General features: G+C 66.2%; 13 protein-coding genes. 5 read left to right on the top strand and 8 right to left on the bottom strand.

Annotated elements, in window-relative coordinates; all coding sequences use genetic code 11:
* The first annotated feature begins 21 nt into the window (after nt 1-21).
* Nucleotides 22-798: a TSUP family transporter gene (locus FFS62_RS10110; protein WP_137972688.1), complete on the top strand. Its 777-nt coding sequence runs from the start codon at nt 22-24 to the stop codon at nt 796-798.
* A gap of 10 nt (nt 799-808) precedes the next feature.
* On the top strand, nt 809-1177 hold the full coding sequence (locus FFS62_RS10105; protein ID WP_137972687.1) for a glyoxalase superfamily protein: 369 nt from the start codon (nt 809-811) through the stop codon (nt 1175-1177).
* A gap of 3 nt (nt 1178-1180) precedes the next feature.
* Here the strand turns inward: FFS62_RS10105 and nudC are convergent, their stop codons facing one another.
* The 3 genes from nudC to FFS62_RS10090 are packed head-to-tail and all read right to left on the bottom strand — an operon-like array spanning nt 1181 to nt 4516.
* Nucleotides 1181-2014, bottom strand: a complete 834-nt coding sequence (nudC, locus tag FFS62_RS10100; protein ID WP_137972686.1) for an NAD(+) diphosphatase — start codon at nt 2012-2014, stop codon at nt 1181-1183.
* Nucleotides 2014-3687 (bottom strand): ferrous iron transporter B, encoded by a 1674-nt coding sequence (locus tag FFS62_RS10095; RefSeq protein ID WP_137972685.1) that lies wholly within the window; start codon nt 3685-3687, stop codon nt 2014-2016. Before FFS62_RS10095 ends, nudC begins: the two co-directional genes overlap by 1 nt.
* Before the next feature lie 16 nt (nt 3688-3703).
* The gene (locus FFS62_RS10090; protein ID WP_137972684.1) at nt 3704-4516 is read right to left on the bottom strand and encodes a crotonase/enoyl-CoA hydratase family protein; all 813 of its coding nucleotides are present in this window, start codon (nt 4514-4516) and stop codon (nt 3704-3706) included.
* A gap of 225 nt (nt 4517-4741) precedes the next feature.
* Here FFS62_RS10090 and nhaB point away from each other — a divergent pair, with 225 nt between their 5' ends.
* The gene (nhaB, locus tag FFS62_RS10085; RefSeq protein WP_137972683.1) at nt 4742-6238 is read left to right on the top strand and encodes a sodium/proton antiporter NhaB; all 1497 of its coding nucleotides are present in this window, start codon (nt 4742-4744) and stop codon (nt 6236-6238) included.
* Between the two features lie 9 nt (nt 6239-6247).
* Here the strand turns inward: nhaB and FFS62_RS10080 are convergent, their stop codons facing one another.
* From FFS62_RS10080 to FFS62_RS10060, 5 genes are all read right to left on the bottom strand, one after another.
* Nucleotides 6248-7588, bottom strand: coding sequence for an amino acid permease (locus FFS62_RS10080; protein ID WP_137972682.1), 1341 nt, complete (start codon nt 7586-7588; stop codon nt 6248-6250).
* A gap of 58 nt (nt 7589-7646) precedes the next feature.
* Nucleotides 7647-9899, bottom strand: coding sequence for an Orn/Lys/Arg decarboxylase N-terminal domain-containing protein (locus tag FFS62_RS10075; RefSeq protein WP_137972681.1), 2253 nt, complete (start codon nt 9897-9899; stop codon nt 7647-7649).
* Nucleotides 9900-10026: 127 nt separating this feature from the next.
* Nucleotides 10027-10770: a DNA polymerase III subunit epsilon gene (dnaQ, locus tag FFS62_RS10070; protein ID WP_137972680.1), complete on the bottom strand. Its 744-nt coding sequence runs from the start codon at nt 10768-10770 to the stop codon at nt 10027-10029.
* Entirely contained in the window at nt 10763-11218 is a 456-nt protein-coding gene (rnhA, locus tag FFS62_RS10065) for a ribonuclease HI (protein WP_137972679.1), read from the bottom strand. The genes dnaQ and rnhA overlap by 8 nt, the downstream gene beginning before the upstream one ends.
* Nucleotides 11219-11226: 8 nt before the next feature.
* The gene (locus tag FFS62_RS10060) at nt 11227-11985 is read right to left on the bottom strand and encodes a class I SAM-dependent methyltransferase (RefSeq protein ID WP_137972678.1); all 759 of its coding nucleotides are present in this window, start codon (nt 11983-11985) and stop codon (nt 11227-11229) included.
* 73 nt (nt 11986-12058) lie between these two features.
* Here FFS62_RS10060 and gloB point away from each other — a divergent pair, with 73 nt between their 5' ends.
* Both gloB and FFS62_RS10050 read left to right on the top strand, forming a co-directional pair.
* Nucleotides 12059-12841, top strand: a complete 783-nt coding sequence (gene gloB, locus FFS62_RS10055; RefSeq protein ID WP_137972677.1) for a hydroxyacylglutathione hydrolase — start codon at nt 12059-12061, stop codon at nt 12839-12841.
* A gap of 92 nt (nt 12842-12933) precedes the next feature.
* Nucleotides 12934-14508, top strand: coding sequence for a LysM peptidoglycan-binding domain-containing protein (locus tag FFS62_RS10050; protein ID WP_137972676.1), 1575 nt, complete (start codon nt 12934-12936; stop codon nt 14506-14508).
* The last annotated feature ends 33 nt before the right edge of the window (nt 14509-14541 follow it).

Raw genomic sequence — 14541 nt, 5'->3', positions numbered from 1 at the left:
TGAACCCACTTCGAGTTTTTTATGCCCTTTCCCTTCGAGCTTGGAGTCGATCAGACCACACTGCTGATCCTCGCCATCGTCGCCTTCACCGCCGGTTTCATCGACGCCATCGCCGGCGGCGGCGGTCTGCTGACCATTCCCGCCCTGCTTACCGCCGGCCTGCCGCCGCACCTGGTGCTGGGTACCAACAAGCTGTGCGCCACCTTCGGCTCGGCCACCGCCAGCTACACCTTCTACCGACGCAAGCTGTTCGCGCCGCGGCAATGGCGCAACGCGCTGATCGCCACGGCGATCGGCGCGGCGATCGGCGCGATCATCGCCCACTGGCTGCCGGCCGCCTGGCTCAACCAGATGCTCCCGGCCGTGGTGTTCGGCTGCGGCCTGTACCTGTTGTTCGGCAAGACGCCGGAGACCCACGGCCAGCAGGACGCGCCCGTGGCCCAGGGTCGCCAATGGCCGCAAGGGCTGGGTCTGGGCTTCTACGATGGCGTGGCCGGCCCCGGCACCGGCGCCTTCTGGACCGTCAGCACCCTGCTGCTCTACCCCATGGACCTGGTACGAGCCAGCGGCGTGGCGCGCAGCATGAACTTCGTCAGCAACGCCATGGCCCTCACCGTGTTCATCATCGCCGGCCAGGTCGCCTGGCTGCTCGGCATCAGCATGGGCCTGGCACTGATGGCCGGCGCCTTCTTCGGGGCACGCACGGCGATCCGCGGCGGCTCCAAGTTCATCCGCCCGGTATTCATCCTGGTGGTACTGGCGCTGACCGCGCGCCTGGCCTGGCAGCACTGGTTCTGAGGAGCGCACTGTGCAATTGAGCAAAACCACCCCGATCCTGCGCATCTTCGACGAGGCCAAGGCGCGGGAATTCTATGTGGCGTATCTGGGCTTCCGGATCGACTGGGAGCACCGCTTCGCGCCCGGCATGCCGCTGTATCTGCAGATATCCCGCGGCGGCTGCGTGCTGCACCTGTCCGAGCACCACGGGGACGCCTGCCCGGGCGCGGCGATGCGCATCGAGACCGATGCGCTGGACGCGTTCCACCAGGAGCTGGAGCAGAAGGAATACGGCTATGCGCGGCCCAGCATCGAGGCCCAGCCCTGGGGCAGCCGCGACATGAGCCTGCGCGATCCGTTCGGCAATCGCCTGACCTTCACCGACTCCGTGGGCGGCTGACACTCAGCGCGGCAGCTGTGGCTCCGGCTGGCCGAGACGGCGAGCCACATAGAGATCGATCAGGTAGCGGGCGATGGAGCGATGCATCGGCAACGGCGGCAGCTGGTCGATGGGGAACCAGCGGGCGTCCTCGATCTCGTCGGCCTGCGGCACGATCTCGCCACTGACGTATTCGGCATGGAAGCCGAGCATCAGCGAATGCGGGAAGGGCCAGGCCTGACTGCCCAGGTATTGCAGGTTGCCGACCTCGATGCCGACCTCCTCGCGCACCTCGCGGGCCACGCACTCCTCCGCCGACTCGCCCGGCTCGACGAAGCCGGCCAGGGTGCTGTAGACACCCGGCACGAAGCGCGGCGAACGGGCCAGCAGCACCTCGTCGCCACGGCTGACCAGCACGATCATGCTCGGCGAGATGCGCGCGTAGCTATCCAGGCCGCACTCGGGGCAACGCATGCAGCGCTCGTTCGGCACCAGACGATTACGGCTGCCACAGCGGCCGCAGAAGCGGTGATTGAGATCCCAGTGGCCGACCTGCTCGGCGAACGAGAGCATGCGGAAGGTTGGATAATCGGCCTGCAGCATGAACTGGCGCAGGCCCTGCCAGAAGCAGCCGGGCATCTCCGCCGGCCGATCCAGCGTCAGCAGCCAGACCGGCTCGCCGTCGAAATGACCGAGGCCGTGTTCGGCCAGCAGGGGCAGATCCTGGCGCTTCAGCCATTCACGCGGGAACAGCACGCCGTTGCCGTCGGCGAGGAAGCCCTGGGAGCTGCGTACCAGCGCCCAGCCACCGGCCTGGGCATTATCCAGCGGCGGCGTGGTCTGCCAGCCAGAAGCCATCAGGGGGTTACCGACAGGCCAAGGGCACGCACGCTTTCCTCGGCCAGGTCGAGCACGCTCGGCGTGGTCTCGGGGCGCAGCACGGCGCCGCCTTCGAGGTAGTACTCCAGGCTGCTGAGGGCATCGGCCAGGGTTTCCAGCATCTGCTCGGAAGGCATCTGCCGGGCATCGAGCATCTGCGTCTGGATGTAGTCGGCACACAGGCCGATCAGCTTGGCCGCACGCTCCTGGCCGAGGAACCAGAGACCGCCACGCACCGCCTGCAGGCTGAACGGCACGTTGGCCAGGTGCAGCTTGTCGCCATTGGCTTCCAGGTAGGAGGTGATCGCCCGCTTGGCCAGGGCCAGGCCGCCCTGGGCCTCGTCGACCACCACGATACGGGCCTCGACCAGCTGGTGAGCGGCGAAGGCTTCTCCCTCGTCTCCCGGCTGCACCGGCGCCGGACGCTGGTTGCGCTGCTCGCCACGCTCCAGGCTGGCGACCATGCTCTCCACATAGAGCACCGCTTCGGCCAGCTTGTGCAGATCGGTATTGGCAGCGGGACTGTTCTCGCTCCAGCCACCGACTATCGGCAGCTGCACCTGCAGCGCGTTGGCCGCGGAGCTGAGGCCGACCATGCTGAGGGTCTTGGCCAGCTTGCCGAGCAACGCGTGCAGATTGCCGAAGCTGTCGGGCTGGGCGGTGCCGCGCTCGATCAGGTCGAGCAGGTCCTTGACGCTGGCCAGCTCTTCGCGGATGGCAGTGGACAAGGAGCGCATCACACCCTGGCCGGGGCCGGACAGGCGCTGGTATTCCTCGTCCAGCAGGTGATCGGTGAACGGCAGCGGGGTCAGGCCGAACACGTCGCGTACGGCGCTGGCCTGGGGGCCGCGGCTGTCGGCCAGGGCCACCAGATAGAGCAGTTCCTTGAGCAGGCTGCGCGGCGCCTCGTAGCTGCCGTTGGCGACCAGGGCCTGCTTGATCTCGCGATCCAGGCGCGAGAACAGCTGCTTGCGCGACTTGCGCGGCAGCAGCTGGCCATCCAGCTGCGATTCCACGGCGGCGGCACCGGCCCAGTACAGGCGACCGGCCGGCTTGTCGACGAACAGGCTGTCAAGGCGCCCCAGGGCACGCAGCATCAGTTTGAGGCCGGCCTGCGGGTTGTCCTCGCGGATAAAGCCGAGCAGGCCGACCTGGAACATGTGGCGCAGGCGGCGCGCATCTTCGGCGCTGGCAGCAGCCAGCGGCACGCCGGCCGGGCGCGCCTGGTCGAGGCGCACGCTGAAGAAGAAGCTCTCCGGCAACGGCGGCTGGGCACCGGCCTGACGCAGATCGTTGATCGCCGGCAGCAGCAGCTCGGGCATTTCCTGGCGGCTGGCGTCGACGTTTTCCAGATAGCGGCGCAGCACGTAAAGGGCATTGCTCAGTGCCGCCAGCTGACCGTCACGCTCCTCGCCGGCACCGGCGGGAATGTCGGTGGCCTGCTGCAATACTTCCTGGGCCAGCAGCTCGGCGCCGGCCAGTTCAATCAGATTGAGGGTGCCACGCACCTGCTGCAGGTTTTCCACGGCCTGCTGCAGCAGGCTGCCGTTGTTCCGTTCGGCAATGAACTGTTCGAGACTCTGTTCGGTCTCTTCCATGGTGGTGAACAACTCGTCACGCACCAAGCTCAGGGATGTCGCTCCAGTGACCATGGGTCTGATGAACCTCTCAGTCGGCGAATTCCGGTTTCTGCTTGCTCATGTGCGCGGCCATGGCCACGCGCAGGTCGGCGGATTGCAGCATGGCGCCATTCCAGTTGGCCACGTACTCCAACCCATCGTCGACCCGGTGGTCGCGCATGTAGCGAATCATGTGTTTGGTACCGCGGATGGCGATCGGCGACTTGGCGGCGATCTCGCGGGCGATCTCGAACACGCCGGCCAGCAGCTCTTCCTGGCTGGCGTAGGTGCGGTTGACCAGGCTGATGCGCAGGGCCTCGTTGCCGTCGATGGTGCGACCGGTGAAGGCCAGCTCGCGCATCATGCCGTCACCGATGATGCGCGGCAGGCGCTGCAGGGTGCCGACGTCGGCGGCCATGCCCATGTCGATCTCCTTGATGGAGAACTGCGCATCGGCGGTGGAATAGCGCATATCGCAGGCCGAGATCAGGTCGATGGCGCCGCCCAGGCAGTAGCCCTGGATGGCTGCCAACACCGGCTTGCGACAGTTGTCGACGGCGTTGAACGAGCCCTGCAGCTGCAGGATCTTGCGACGCAGGGCCTCGGCGTTGCGGCCGACGTCCTTGCCCAGCGCACTGCCGGCCTGGGCCAGCAGCATCAGGTCGATGCCCGAGGAGAAGTGCTTGCCGGCACCGGAGAGCACCACCACGCGGGCCTCGTCGGTTTCATCGACCCAGCGGAAGATCTCGATGATCTCCTCCCAGAAGTCGACGTTCATCGCGTTGACCTTCTCCGGGCGGTTGATCTGCACATGGGCGATCTTGTCGATGAGCTCGACACGGAAAGCTTTGTATTCGGGCACGCAGATCATCCTCAAGGGCAAGGCGCACGGCGGCGCACATAGATATGTTGTTTTGGAATCAATCGGCCCACTATAACAAGCACGAAACAAAAGTCGATGCTGGCCACTGTGACGCAGGACACGCTAGCAAAGCTAAGAAGATTTCTGACTATATCCGTTAAACGCTTGATCTTTTTGGAACTGGCCCGGAATCTTCGCCCTTTTTCCTTCAGGGGAGAGACACCGATGAAGCGATCCTTGGCCGGCGCCCTCGCGCACAACTTTCTCGGCAGCTCGCCACCCTGGTACAAGCTGACCATCCTCTTCTTCCTGCTCGTCAATCCGCTGGTGCTCTGGGCTGCCGGCCCGGTGGCGGCCGGCTGGCTGTTGGTGGGCGAGTTCATCTTCACCCTGGGCATGGCGCTCAAGTGCTACCCGCTGCTGCCCGGCGGGCTGCTGGTGCTGCAGGCCATCCTGCTCGGCCTGGCCACGCCGAAGGCCCTCTACGAGGAGCTGGCGCACAACTTCCCGGTGATCCTGCTGCTGATGTTCATGGTCGCCGGCATCTACTTCATGAAGGACCTGCTGCTGTTCCTGTTCTCCCGCCTGCTGCTCGGCGTGCGCTCCAAGGCCTTGCTGGCGCTGCTGTTTTGCCTGCTCTCAGCCTTCCTCTCGGCCTTCCTCGATGCCTTGACCGTGACCGCAGTGATCATCGCGGCCACGCTGGGCTTCTATGCGGTCTACCACCGGGTCGCCTCTGGCCGCGGCCCGCAGGACGAGGACGCCCTGGACGAGGAGCCGGTCGAACTGCACCGCGCCGACCTGGAGCAGTTCCGTGCGTTCCTGCGCAGCCTGCTGATGCACGGTGCGGTGGGCACCGCCCTGGGTGGCGTGTGCACCCTGGTGGGCGAGCCGCAGAATCTGCTGATCGGCCATGAAATGGGATGGAATTTCGCCGATTTCTTCCTACGCGTGGCTCCCGTTTCCATTCCGGTGCTGGCCGCCGGCCTGGCTACCTGCGTGCTGCTGGAACGTCTGGGCTGGTTCGGCTATGGCGCCCAGTTGCCGGCCGCCGTGCGCCAAGTGCTGGCCGAGCACGCCAGCGCCAGCGATGCCCAGCGCACCCCGGAACAGCGTGCCGCGCTGCTGGTGCAGGGCCTAGCAGCAGTGCTGCTGATCATCGGACTGGCCCTGCATGTGGCCGAGGTCGGCCTGATCGGCCTGAGCGTCATAGTCCTGATCACCGCCTTCTCCGGGATCACCGACGAGCACCGCATCGGCCGCGCCTTCCAGGACGCCCTGCCGTTCACTGCGCTGCTGGTGACCTTCTTCGCCGTGGTCGCGGTGATCCAGCAACAGCAGCTGTTCACCCCGCTGATCCAGGCGGTGCTCGCCCTGCCGGCGGAGCAGCAGCCGGGCATGCTGTTCATCGCCAACGGGCTGCTCTCGGCGATCAGCGACAATGTGTTCGTCGCCACCATCTACATCACCGAGGTCAAGCAGGCCTTCCTCGCCGGCAACATGAGTCGCGAGCACTTCGAGGCGCTGGCGGTGGCCGTCAACACCGGCACCAACCTGCCCAGCGTGGCCACGCCCAACGGCCAGGCGGCCTTCCTGTTCCTCCTCACTTCGTCCATTGCGCCGCTGATCCGGCTGTCCTACGGGCGCATGGTGTGGATGGCCCTGCCCTACACGGTGGTCATGGGCGGCCTGGGTTGGTGGGCGGTCAGCTACTGGTTGTGAGGCCCGGCCTCACTTACCGAAGTCCGCCTCTACCCGGTTGCGCCACTGGCGCCAGGTGTAGAGCGGAATGCCGACCATCAGCACCAGGAAGCCCCAGAAGATCGCCTGCTCGCCTGTGCCATACAGTGCCCACATCGAGTAGATGAAGGCGCAGCAGCCGATCCACAGCAGACGGCCGCTCTCATGGCGGCCGAAGTCGCCGGGACGCATCGCCAGCAGGTGCAGCAGCGCCGCGGCGCAGAATACATAGGGCACCACGCCGGCCATGGTACCGAGCAGGATGATCACGTTGAACACGTCGACCAGCTCGCCCTGACCGTCCACGATCACCAGCAGGGTCACCAGCACGCCCGAGACCAGCAGACCGTTGGCCGGCACGCCATAGCGATTGGTCTTGGCCAGGGACTCCGGCAACAGGCCGTCACGGGCGGTGGCCATGGGGATCTGCCCCTGCAGCAGCACCCAGCCGTTGAGCGCGCCGAGGCAGGCGATTACCGCGCCGCCAGCGATGAAGTAGTAACCCCAGTCGCCGAGCATCACCCGCGCCGCGTCGGCGAAGGGCGCGGTGGACTTAGCCAGGACCTCCGGCGGCAGGACGCCCTGCACGGCGGTGATGGAGAGGATGTACACCGCCGCCGCCACCAGGGTGCCGACCAGAGTGGCCCGCGGAATGGTGCGGCGCGGATCGCGCACGTGCTCGGCCGGCACCGTGGCCGACTCCAGGCCGATGAACGACCACAGGGTCAGCGCCGCCGTGGTGGCGATGGCCTGGGCGTAACCGCCGCCAGGCAGCTGCGCCGGCTCGGGGATGGTCAGGTACTCGGGGTTGAAGTAGAACCAGCCGAGCACGCCGACCAGCAGCAACGGCACCAGCTTGAGCAGGGTCAGCACGTTCTGCACGTAGCCGAAGGCGGTGATGCCGCGCAGGTTGATCAGGGTGCACAGCCAGATCGCGCCGATGGCGGTGCCCACCATCGGTATCGGCGCCCGCAACACCGGCAGGAATACCTGCAGGTAGCCGACCAGGGTCACGGCGATCGCCGCATTGCCGATCCAGGCCGCCTTCCAGTAGGTCCAGGCACACAGATAACCGGCGAAGCCGCCGAAGGCGTCGCGGGTGTAAGCGTAGGGACCGCCGGCGGCGGGATTGAAGCGCGCCAGGCGCGAGAAAGTCAGCGCCAACAGCACCGCGCCGGTGCTCGACACCAGCCAGCCGATCAGGCTCAGCCCGCCATAGGGCGCCAGGCTGGAGGGCAGCAGGAACACCCCCGAACCGACCATGTTGCCGACCACCAGGGCGGTACAGGTCCAGAAACCCATCTCGCCCCGCGCGCCTTTGTCCTCAGCCATGACTCCCCCGATGGCGTGGCCGGCCTGCCCGTCACTCGGAGAGGTTACAGGCCGTGCGTTACTCCTTGATGCAATCCACTGTATAGCAGGCCTGCCCCGCCACTTCCTCCCGCTGCAGGCCGTGCACGTCGGCGTCGAACCCGGGGAACTGGCTGTCGAAGGTGCGGGCGAACTGCAGATAGTCGATGATCGAGCGTGTCTCGGCGGTGAAGCGCTCGCCCGGCATGATCAGCGGAATTCCCGGCGGATAGGGCACCAGCATCACCGCGGCGATGCGTCCCTCCAGTTGCTCGATCGGCACCGCCTCGACCTCGCCACGCACCAGCTGGTTGTAGGCATCGGCCGGTTTGATGGTCACCTGCGGCAGCACCGTGTACATGCGCTTGAGCGCCTTGGCCGTGGCGTTCTCGCGGTAGCAGCCGTGCAGCTGGTCGCACAGGTCGCGCAGGCCCATGCCGGCGTAGCGCGCGCCGCCCTCGCGGGCGATCGAGGGCAGCGCATCGAGCAGCGGCACGTTGGCGTCGTACAGGCGCTTGAACTCCAGCAACTCGGTGAGCAGGGTGCTCCACTTGCCCTTAGTGATGCCCATGGAGAACAGCACCAGGAAGGAATACAGGCCGGTCTTCTCGACCACCAGGCCGCGCTCCCAGAGGAACTTGCTGACCACCGCCGCAGGAATGCCGGCCTCGGTCAGCTTGCCGTCGGCGGACAGCCCCGGCATCACCAGGGTGACCTTGATCGGGTCGAGCAGCACGTAGTCCTCGGCCACTTCGCCGAAGCCGTGCCAGTCGGCGTTGGGCTGCAGCAGCCAGTCGGCGGTGTGCACGCCCTCGCCGCCGGCCTGGTCCGGCTGCCAGATGCTGAACCACCAGTCGTCCTGCTTCAGGTTCTGGCGCAGGTTGGCCAGGGCGCGACGGAAGCTCAGCGCCTCGTCGAAGGTTTCCTGGATCAGCGAGCGTCCGGCCGGGCCTTCCATCATCGCCGAGGCCACGTCCAGCGAGGCGATGATGCCGTACTGCGGCGAAGTGGAGATGTGCATCATGAAGGCTTCGTTGAAGCGATCACGGTCCAGCTGGCGCGCCCCACCATCCTGCACGTGGATCATCGAGGCCTGGCTGAAGGCCGCCAGCAGCTTGTGGGTGGAATGGGTGGAGAACACCAGCGGCGAATGTTCATCGCACTGGGTGCCCATGCCGTAGCGGCCGGCGTAGAACTCGTGGAAGGCGGCGTAGGCATACCAGGCCTCGTCGAAGTGCAGCACCTCCACCGAGTCGCCCAGGGCCTGCTTGACCATCTCAGCGTTGTAGCAGAGGCCGTCGTAGGTGGAGTTGGTCACCACCGCCAGCTTGACCTTGGGCGCGCGACCGCGAGCCAGCGGGCTGGCGTCGATCTTGGCCTGGATCGATTCCTTGCTGAATTCACTCAGCGGAATCGGTCCGATGATGCCCAGCTCGTTTCGCTCCGGGCACAGGTACAGCGGGATGGCGCCGGTCATGATGATCGAGTGGAGGATCGACTTGTGGCAGTTGCGATCCACCAGCACCAGGTCATCGCGGCCGACCATGGAGTGCCAGACGATCTTGTTCGCCGTCGAGGTGCCGTTGATCACGAAGAAGGTGTGGTCTGCGCCGAAGTTGCGCGCCGCACGGGCCTCGGCCTCGGCCAGCGGGCCGGTGTGGTCGAGCAGCGATCCCAGCTCCGGTACCGACACGGACAGGTCGGAACGCAGGGTGTTTTCGCCGAAGAACTGGTGGAAGGCCTGCCCCACCGGACTCTTGCGATAGGCCACGCCGCCGCCGTGACCGGGCGTGTGCCAGGAATAGTTGGACTGCGCGGTGTGCTGCACCAGCGCCTTGAAGAACGGCGGCAACAGGCCGTCGAGGTAGTTGTGCGCCGCGCGCGCCACCTGGCGGGCGAGGAAGGACACGGTGTCTTCGTACAGGTAGAGAATGCCGCGCAGATGGTTGAGATCGGCCATCGCCTCGGCCGGCGCGTTCTCGATGGTCACCTGTTCGCCGAGGGCGAAGATCGGCAGCTGCGGCGCGCGCACGCGGGCGACGCGGATCAGCTCGACCATGTCCTGCAGCAGACGCTGGTTCTCACCCGCCCCCTCAGCGGCGACCAGGATGCAGGCCAGGCCGTGATGGGTGGAGGCGACGATGCGCCCTTCGGCGGAGCTGGCGGTGGGGAGGATGGTGAAGCCGTCCTTGCTCAGCTCTTCGGCAATGGCGCGGACGCGTTCGCCGGCGACGGTATTGGCCTTGATGTCGCGGTGAACGATGAGGATGGGGAAGTTCAGGTCTTTATACATTGGAGGTTCCTGAGGGTGGTGCTCTCGGGCACCTATCCCCTCAGGTTAGAAGTTCGCCCCAACGGGCGGAACCCCCAGTGCGGAAGGCTGTAAGAAAAGGTCGCATTGGCCATACGACCGGTTCCGCTCAGCTCACTGGTTCTTCCGCTGGCGCGTCCATCTTGGCCCACAGCGACGGACCGCCGGCGGACTTTTCAATGATCGCCAGGCGCGCCGCATGGGCCGCCAGCTCCTCGGCGTTGGCGCGCAGCACGCGGGTCAGGTTGCGGCCCGGATCCAGGCGACGGATCGGGCTGGGCAGCACGCGGCCGGAGCCGTCACCGCCTTCACCGGCCAGCGACAGGTGGGTCTGGCCACCGGTCATGGTCAGGTAGACGTCGGCGAGGATCTCGGCGTCGAGCAATGCGCCGTGCAGGTCGCGGCCGGAGTTGTCGACGCCGTAGCGCTTGCACAGGGCGTCGAGGTTGTTGCGCTGGCCAGGGTGGCGCTCGCGGGCCATCAGCAGGGTGTCGAGAATCGAGCAGTAATCGCTGACGTCGCTGCGCTCGGTTTGCCCCAGCAGGGCGAATTCGTTGTTGATGAAGCCAACGTCGAACGCCGCGTTGTGGATGATCAGCTGGGCACCGGTGATGAACTCGAAGAACTCGTCGGCCACGTCCTTGAAGCGCGGCTTGTCGGCAACGAACTCGTTGGTGATGCCGTGGACCGCAATCGCACCCTCGTCGATCTCGCGATCGGGGTTGAGGTAGACGTGGAAGTGGCGGCCGGTCAGGCGCCGTCCTTCCAGCTCGACGCAGCCGATCTCGATGATCCGGTGACCATCGGTGACCGGCATGCCGGTGGTTTCGGTGTCCAGTACCACACTACGCATGCTTCATTGCCCTCACTTCATCTACACCGCGGTTGGCCAGCTGATCGGCCTTCTCGTTGCCGGGTTGGCCGGTATGCCCGCGCACCCACTGCCACTCGACCTTGTGCCGATTGACCTGCTCGTCCAGCGCCTGCCACAGGTCGGCGTTCTTCACCGGCTCCTTGGTCGAGGTCTTCCAGCCGCGCTTCTTCCAGTTGGGCATCCATTCCTGGATGCCCTTCATCACATACTGCGAGTCGGTCACCAGACGCACCGAACAGGGTCGGGTCAGGGCGAGCAGCGCGCAGATCGCCGCCATCAGCTCCATGCGGTTGTTGGTGGTGTTGGGCTCGCCGCCCCACAGCTCCTTCTCCGCGCCCTTGTAGATCATCAGCGCACCCCAGCCGCCCGGGCCGGGATTGCCCTTGCAGGCGCCATCGGTATAGATCTCGACTACTTCTTCGCTCATTGAATGCTCTAGTTATCCGAGTCGCGCCGGCTGACCTTGGCCACCGGCATCGGCAGCAGCTTGCCCATGCTGGCCCGCTGGATCGGCCGCAACGGGCGCAGGCCGACTACCAGCTTGCGCGCCACCAGCAGATAGAAGCCGGCGCCAGGAGCCTGCAGACGACCGCCCCAGCGTTCCAGCCCGGCCAGACGCGCCTGCCAGGCCGGCGCAGAAAGCGGCGGACGATAGCACCCGAAGCGACGTTTCTCCAGCGCGAATCCCAGCAGGCTGAGCCAGTCCGCCAGGCGGCTGGGGGAGATGCAGCGGGCCTGGCGAAAACCATCGCGAGCGAAGTAATGGCGCAGGCCCCAGGTGCTCCAGGGATTGACTCCGGTGACCAGCAGATAGCCGCCCGGGCGCACGCTGCGCGCCGCCTCGCGCAACAGGCCATGGGGAGACAGGCTGAAGTCCAGGCCGTGCTGCAGCACCACCACGTCGGCGGCGTGCTCGCCCAGTGGCCAGGCCTGCTCCTCGCAGGCGATGTGCACGCCGGCCAGCGGCGCGCCCATGCGCACATTGCAGCGAATCTGCGGCGCCTTGGGCGGCTCGGCCGCGGCCGGGCCGTAATGCACCAGGTAGCCACCGAAGTAGCGCGCCAGTTCCTCGTCCAGCGCCTGGCGCTCTTCGCTCAGTAGCAGCTCGCCCAGCGGCGATGCCAGCCACTCGCGGGCGGCGGCGGTCAGTTGCAGCCAGTCGGCATCGGCCTGGGCGAAGGGTGGTTCGCTCATCGGGACCTCCATGACACAAGCTCGGTGATGACGATTAAGATGCGCCATTGCTCTCCAAATGGCGACCCCGCACATGTTTCAGATCGACGCCCTGCCCGCCTTCAGCGACAACTACATCTGGCTGTTGCAGGATCCGGCCACCCACCGCTGCGCCGTGGTCGACCCGGGCGACGCGCAGCCGGTGCTGAACTGGCTGGCCGCGCATCCGGACTGGCGGCTCAGCGACATCCTCGTCACCCATCACCACCCGGACCACATCGGCGGTGTGCTCAAACTGAAGGATGCCACCGGCGCCCGGGTCAGCGGCCCGGCGCAGGAGAACATCCCGGCCCGCGATCTGGCGCTGGATGATGGCGAGCGGGTCGAGGTGCTCGGCCGCAGCTTCCTTATATATGCCGTGCCCGGCCATACGCTCGGCCATATCGCCTACTACCAGGCCGAGGAAGGCTGGCTGTTCTGCGGCGACACTCTGTTCGCCGCCGGCTGTGGCCGCCTGTTCGAGGGCACGCCGCAGCAGATGAACCACTCCCTGCAGCGCCTGGCCGCCCTGCCGGATGCCACCGAGGTGTACTGCACCCATGAATACACCCTGAGCAACCTGCACTTCGCCCGTGCGGTGGAGCCGCACAATCCGGCAGTGGCCGCGCGCTTCGCCGAGGTCAGCGCCTGGCGTGCCAGCGGACGTATCAGCCTGCCCTCCAGCATCGCCCTGGAGAAGGCCACCAATCCGTTCCTACGCTGCGGGGAAACATCCATTAAAGAAAAAATCGACGAGCGGAACGGCGCCCAGCAGCGCACGGCGGACGAGGTGTTCGCTTGCCTGCGCAGCTGGAAAGACCAGTTCAAGGTGGCCTGACAACTGACCGGAGGGGTGGTGAAAACTTGACCACCCCAGGGGGCATTCCTAGAATCCCCCCACTTTTTTGCGCCGGCAGATGCTACCGACCGATGTTCTTATTACCTTTCGGAACCCTTGATTCAGCAGCGCTGACCCGGCGAGCGAAGGCTCTGGCGGTGCTTCTGTGCCTGGGTCTGGCAGGCTGTCAGAACATGGCGCCGAGCGACGACGATGGCAGCGACACCGACCGCGCCGTGGCCCTGCAGCAGGAGCCGGAGTGGCTCAACGAGTCCGCCGAACCGCAAGCGCCCACGGATATCTGGGAGCGCATGCGCGACGGCTTCAAGCTGCAGGACGAGATCGGCATCAACCCGCGCATCGAGAACCAGCGCCTGTGGTTCGTCAGCAACCCGTCCTTCCTGGAAAACGCCAGCGAGCGCGGCAGCCTGTATATCCACTATGTGGTCGAGCGCCTGGAAGAGCGCAACATGCCGATGGAGCTGGCCCTGTTGCCGGTAATCGAGAGCGCCTATAACCCCCTCGCCTACTCGCGTAGCCATGCCGTCGGCATCTGGCAGTTCATTCCCTCCACCGGCCGTCACTTCAACCTGCGCCAGACCAACTGGTACGACGGCCGCCGCGACATCACCGCCTCGACCAATGCCGCGCTGAGCTACCTGACCCGCCTGCACGACATGTTCAACGGCGACTGGCTGCTAGCCCTGGCCGCCTACAACGCCGGCGAAGGCACGGTGAGCCGCGCCATCGAGCGCAACCAGAAGCTCGGCCTGCCCACCGACTACTGGAACCTGCCGCTGCCGCAGGAAACCCAGAACTACGTGCCCAAGCTGCTGGCCCTGTCGCAGATCGTGCTGTCGCCGGAAGCCTACGGCGTGCGCCTCAACCCGATCGCCAACGAGCCCTACTTCGAGCAGGTGGCGAGCAAGCCGGGCCTGGACCTGGCCCGGGTGGCGGCCATGGTCGATATGGAAGAGGACGAGCTGGAGAGCCTCAACCCCGCCTTCAAGAAGGGCATCACCATGGACGGCCCGCAGCATCTGCTGGTGCCGATTGCCAAGGCCGAGCTGTTCAATGCCAACCTGGCACTGATGAAGCCGCAGGAAGTGGTGCGCTGGCAGGAATACCGGGTGCGCTCGGGCGACAACCTGCACAGCATCGCCAACCGCTACCACCTGACGGTGAACACCCTGAAGGACGTCAACCAGCTGCGCAGCAACAGCCTGCGCGTCGGCCAGGTCCTCAACATCCCCGCCCAGGGCGGCCGCGAGCCGGTCGAGGGCCTGCAGCAGGTGGCCAAGGCGCCGGCCAGCCAGCCGCAGCGCTACAAGGTGAAGAGCGGCGACAACCTCTGGCAGATCGCCAATGCCCACGGCGTTTCGCTCAAGGACCTGCAGCGCTGGAACGGCCTGAATGCCCGCAGCAAGCTGAGCCTGGGCCAGGTGCTGGATATCCGCGGCGGCAGCGGCGGCACCGGCAACTCGGTGGCCGCGACGAAGAGCAATGCGCGGCAGAACGTCACCTACTACCGGGTCAAGAACGGCGACTCGATGTACCTGATCGCCCAGCGTTTCAAGGTCAACGTCAAGCATCTGCAGAGCTGGAACCCGCGCAGCGACAGCCGCGCGCTGAAGCCGGGGCAGACCCTGACCCTGTATCTCGACTGACAGAAGTCCCGCCCCATGAAAAAGGCCGCCTCA

The sequence above is a fragment of the Pseudomonas sp. F(2018) genome, assembly GCF_005508865.1.
Taxonomy (GTDB): domain Bacteria; phylum Pseudomonadota; class Gammaproteobacteria; order Pseudomonadales; family Pseudomonadaceae; genus Aquipseudomonas.
Note: the sequence above shows the minus strand (reverse complement) of the source record. Positions and strands in the feature narration are given on the sequence as shown.

What these genes read in the sequence shown, in the direction of transcription:
- FFS62_RS10110 (WP_137972688.1), top strand. Translation starts at nt 22, where the DNA reads ATGCCCTTTCCCTTCGAGCTTGGAGTCGATCAGACCACACTGCTGATC.
- nudC (WP_137972686.1), bottom strand. Translation starts at nt 2,014, where the DNA reads ATGGCTTCTGGCTGGCAGACCACGCCGCCGCTGGATAATGCCCAGGCC.
- FFS62_RS10095 (WP_137972685.1), bottom strand. Translation starts at nt 3,687, where the DNA reads ATGGTCACTGGAGCGACATCCCTGAGCTTGGTGCGTGACGAGTTGTTC.
- nhaB (WP_137972683.1), top strand. Translation starts at nt 4,742, where the DNA reads ATGAAGCGATCCTTGGCCGGCGCCCTCGCGCACAACTTTCTCGGCAGC.
- FFS62_RS10080 (WP_137972682.1), bottom strand. Translation starts at nt 7,588, where the DNA reads ATGGCTGAGGACAAAGGCGCGCGGGGCGAGATGGGTTTCTGGACCTGT.
- FFS62_RS10075 (WP_137972681.1), bottom strand. Translation starts at nt 9,899, where the DNA reads ATGTATAAAGACCTGAACTTCCCCATCCTCATCGTTCACCGCGACATC.
- dnaQ (WP_137972680.1), bottom strand. Translation starts at nt 10,770, where the DNA reads ATGCGTAGTGTGGTACTGGACACCGAAACCACCGGCATGCCGGTCACC.
- rnhA (WP_137972679.1), bottom strand. Translation starts at nt 11,218, where the DNA reads ATGAGCGAAGAAGTAGTCGAGATCTATACCGATGGCGCCTGCAAGGGC.
- FFS62_RS10060 (WP_137972678.1), bottom strand. Translation starts at nt 11,985, where the DNA reads ATGAGCGAACCACCCTTCGCCCAGGCCGATGCCGACTGGCTGCAACTG.
- gloB (WP_137972677.1), top strand. Translation starts at nt 12,059, where the DNA reads ATGTTTCAGATCGACGCCCTGCCCGCCTTCAGCGACAACTACATCTGG.
- FFS62_RS10050 (WP_137972676.1), top strand. Translation starts at nt 12,934, where the DNA reads ATGTTCTTATTACCTTTCGGAACCCTTGATTCAGCAGCGCTGACCCGG.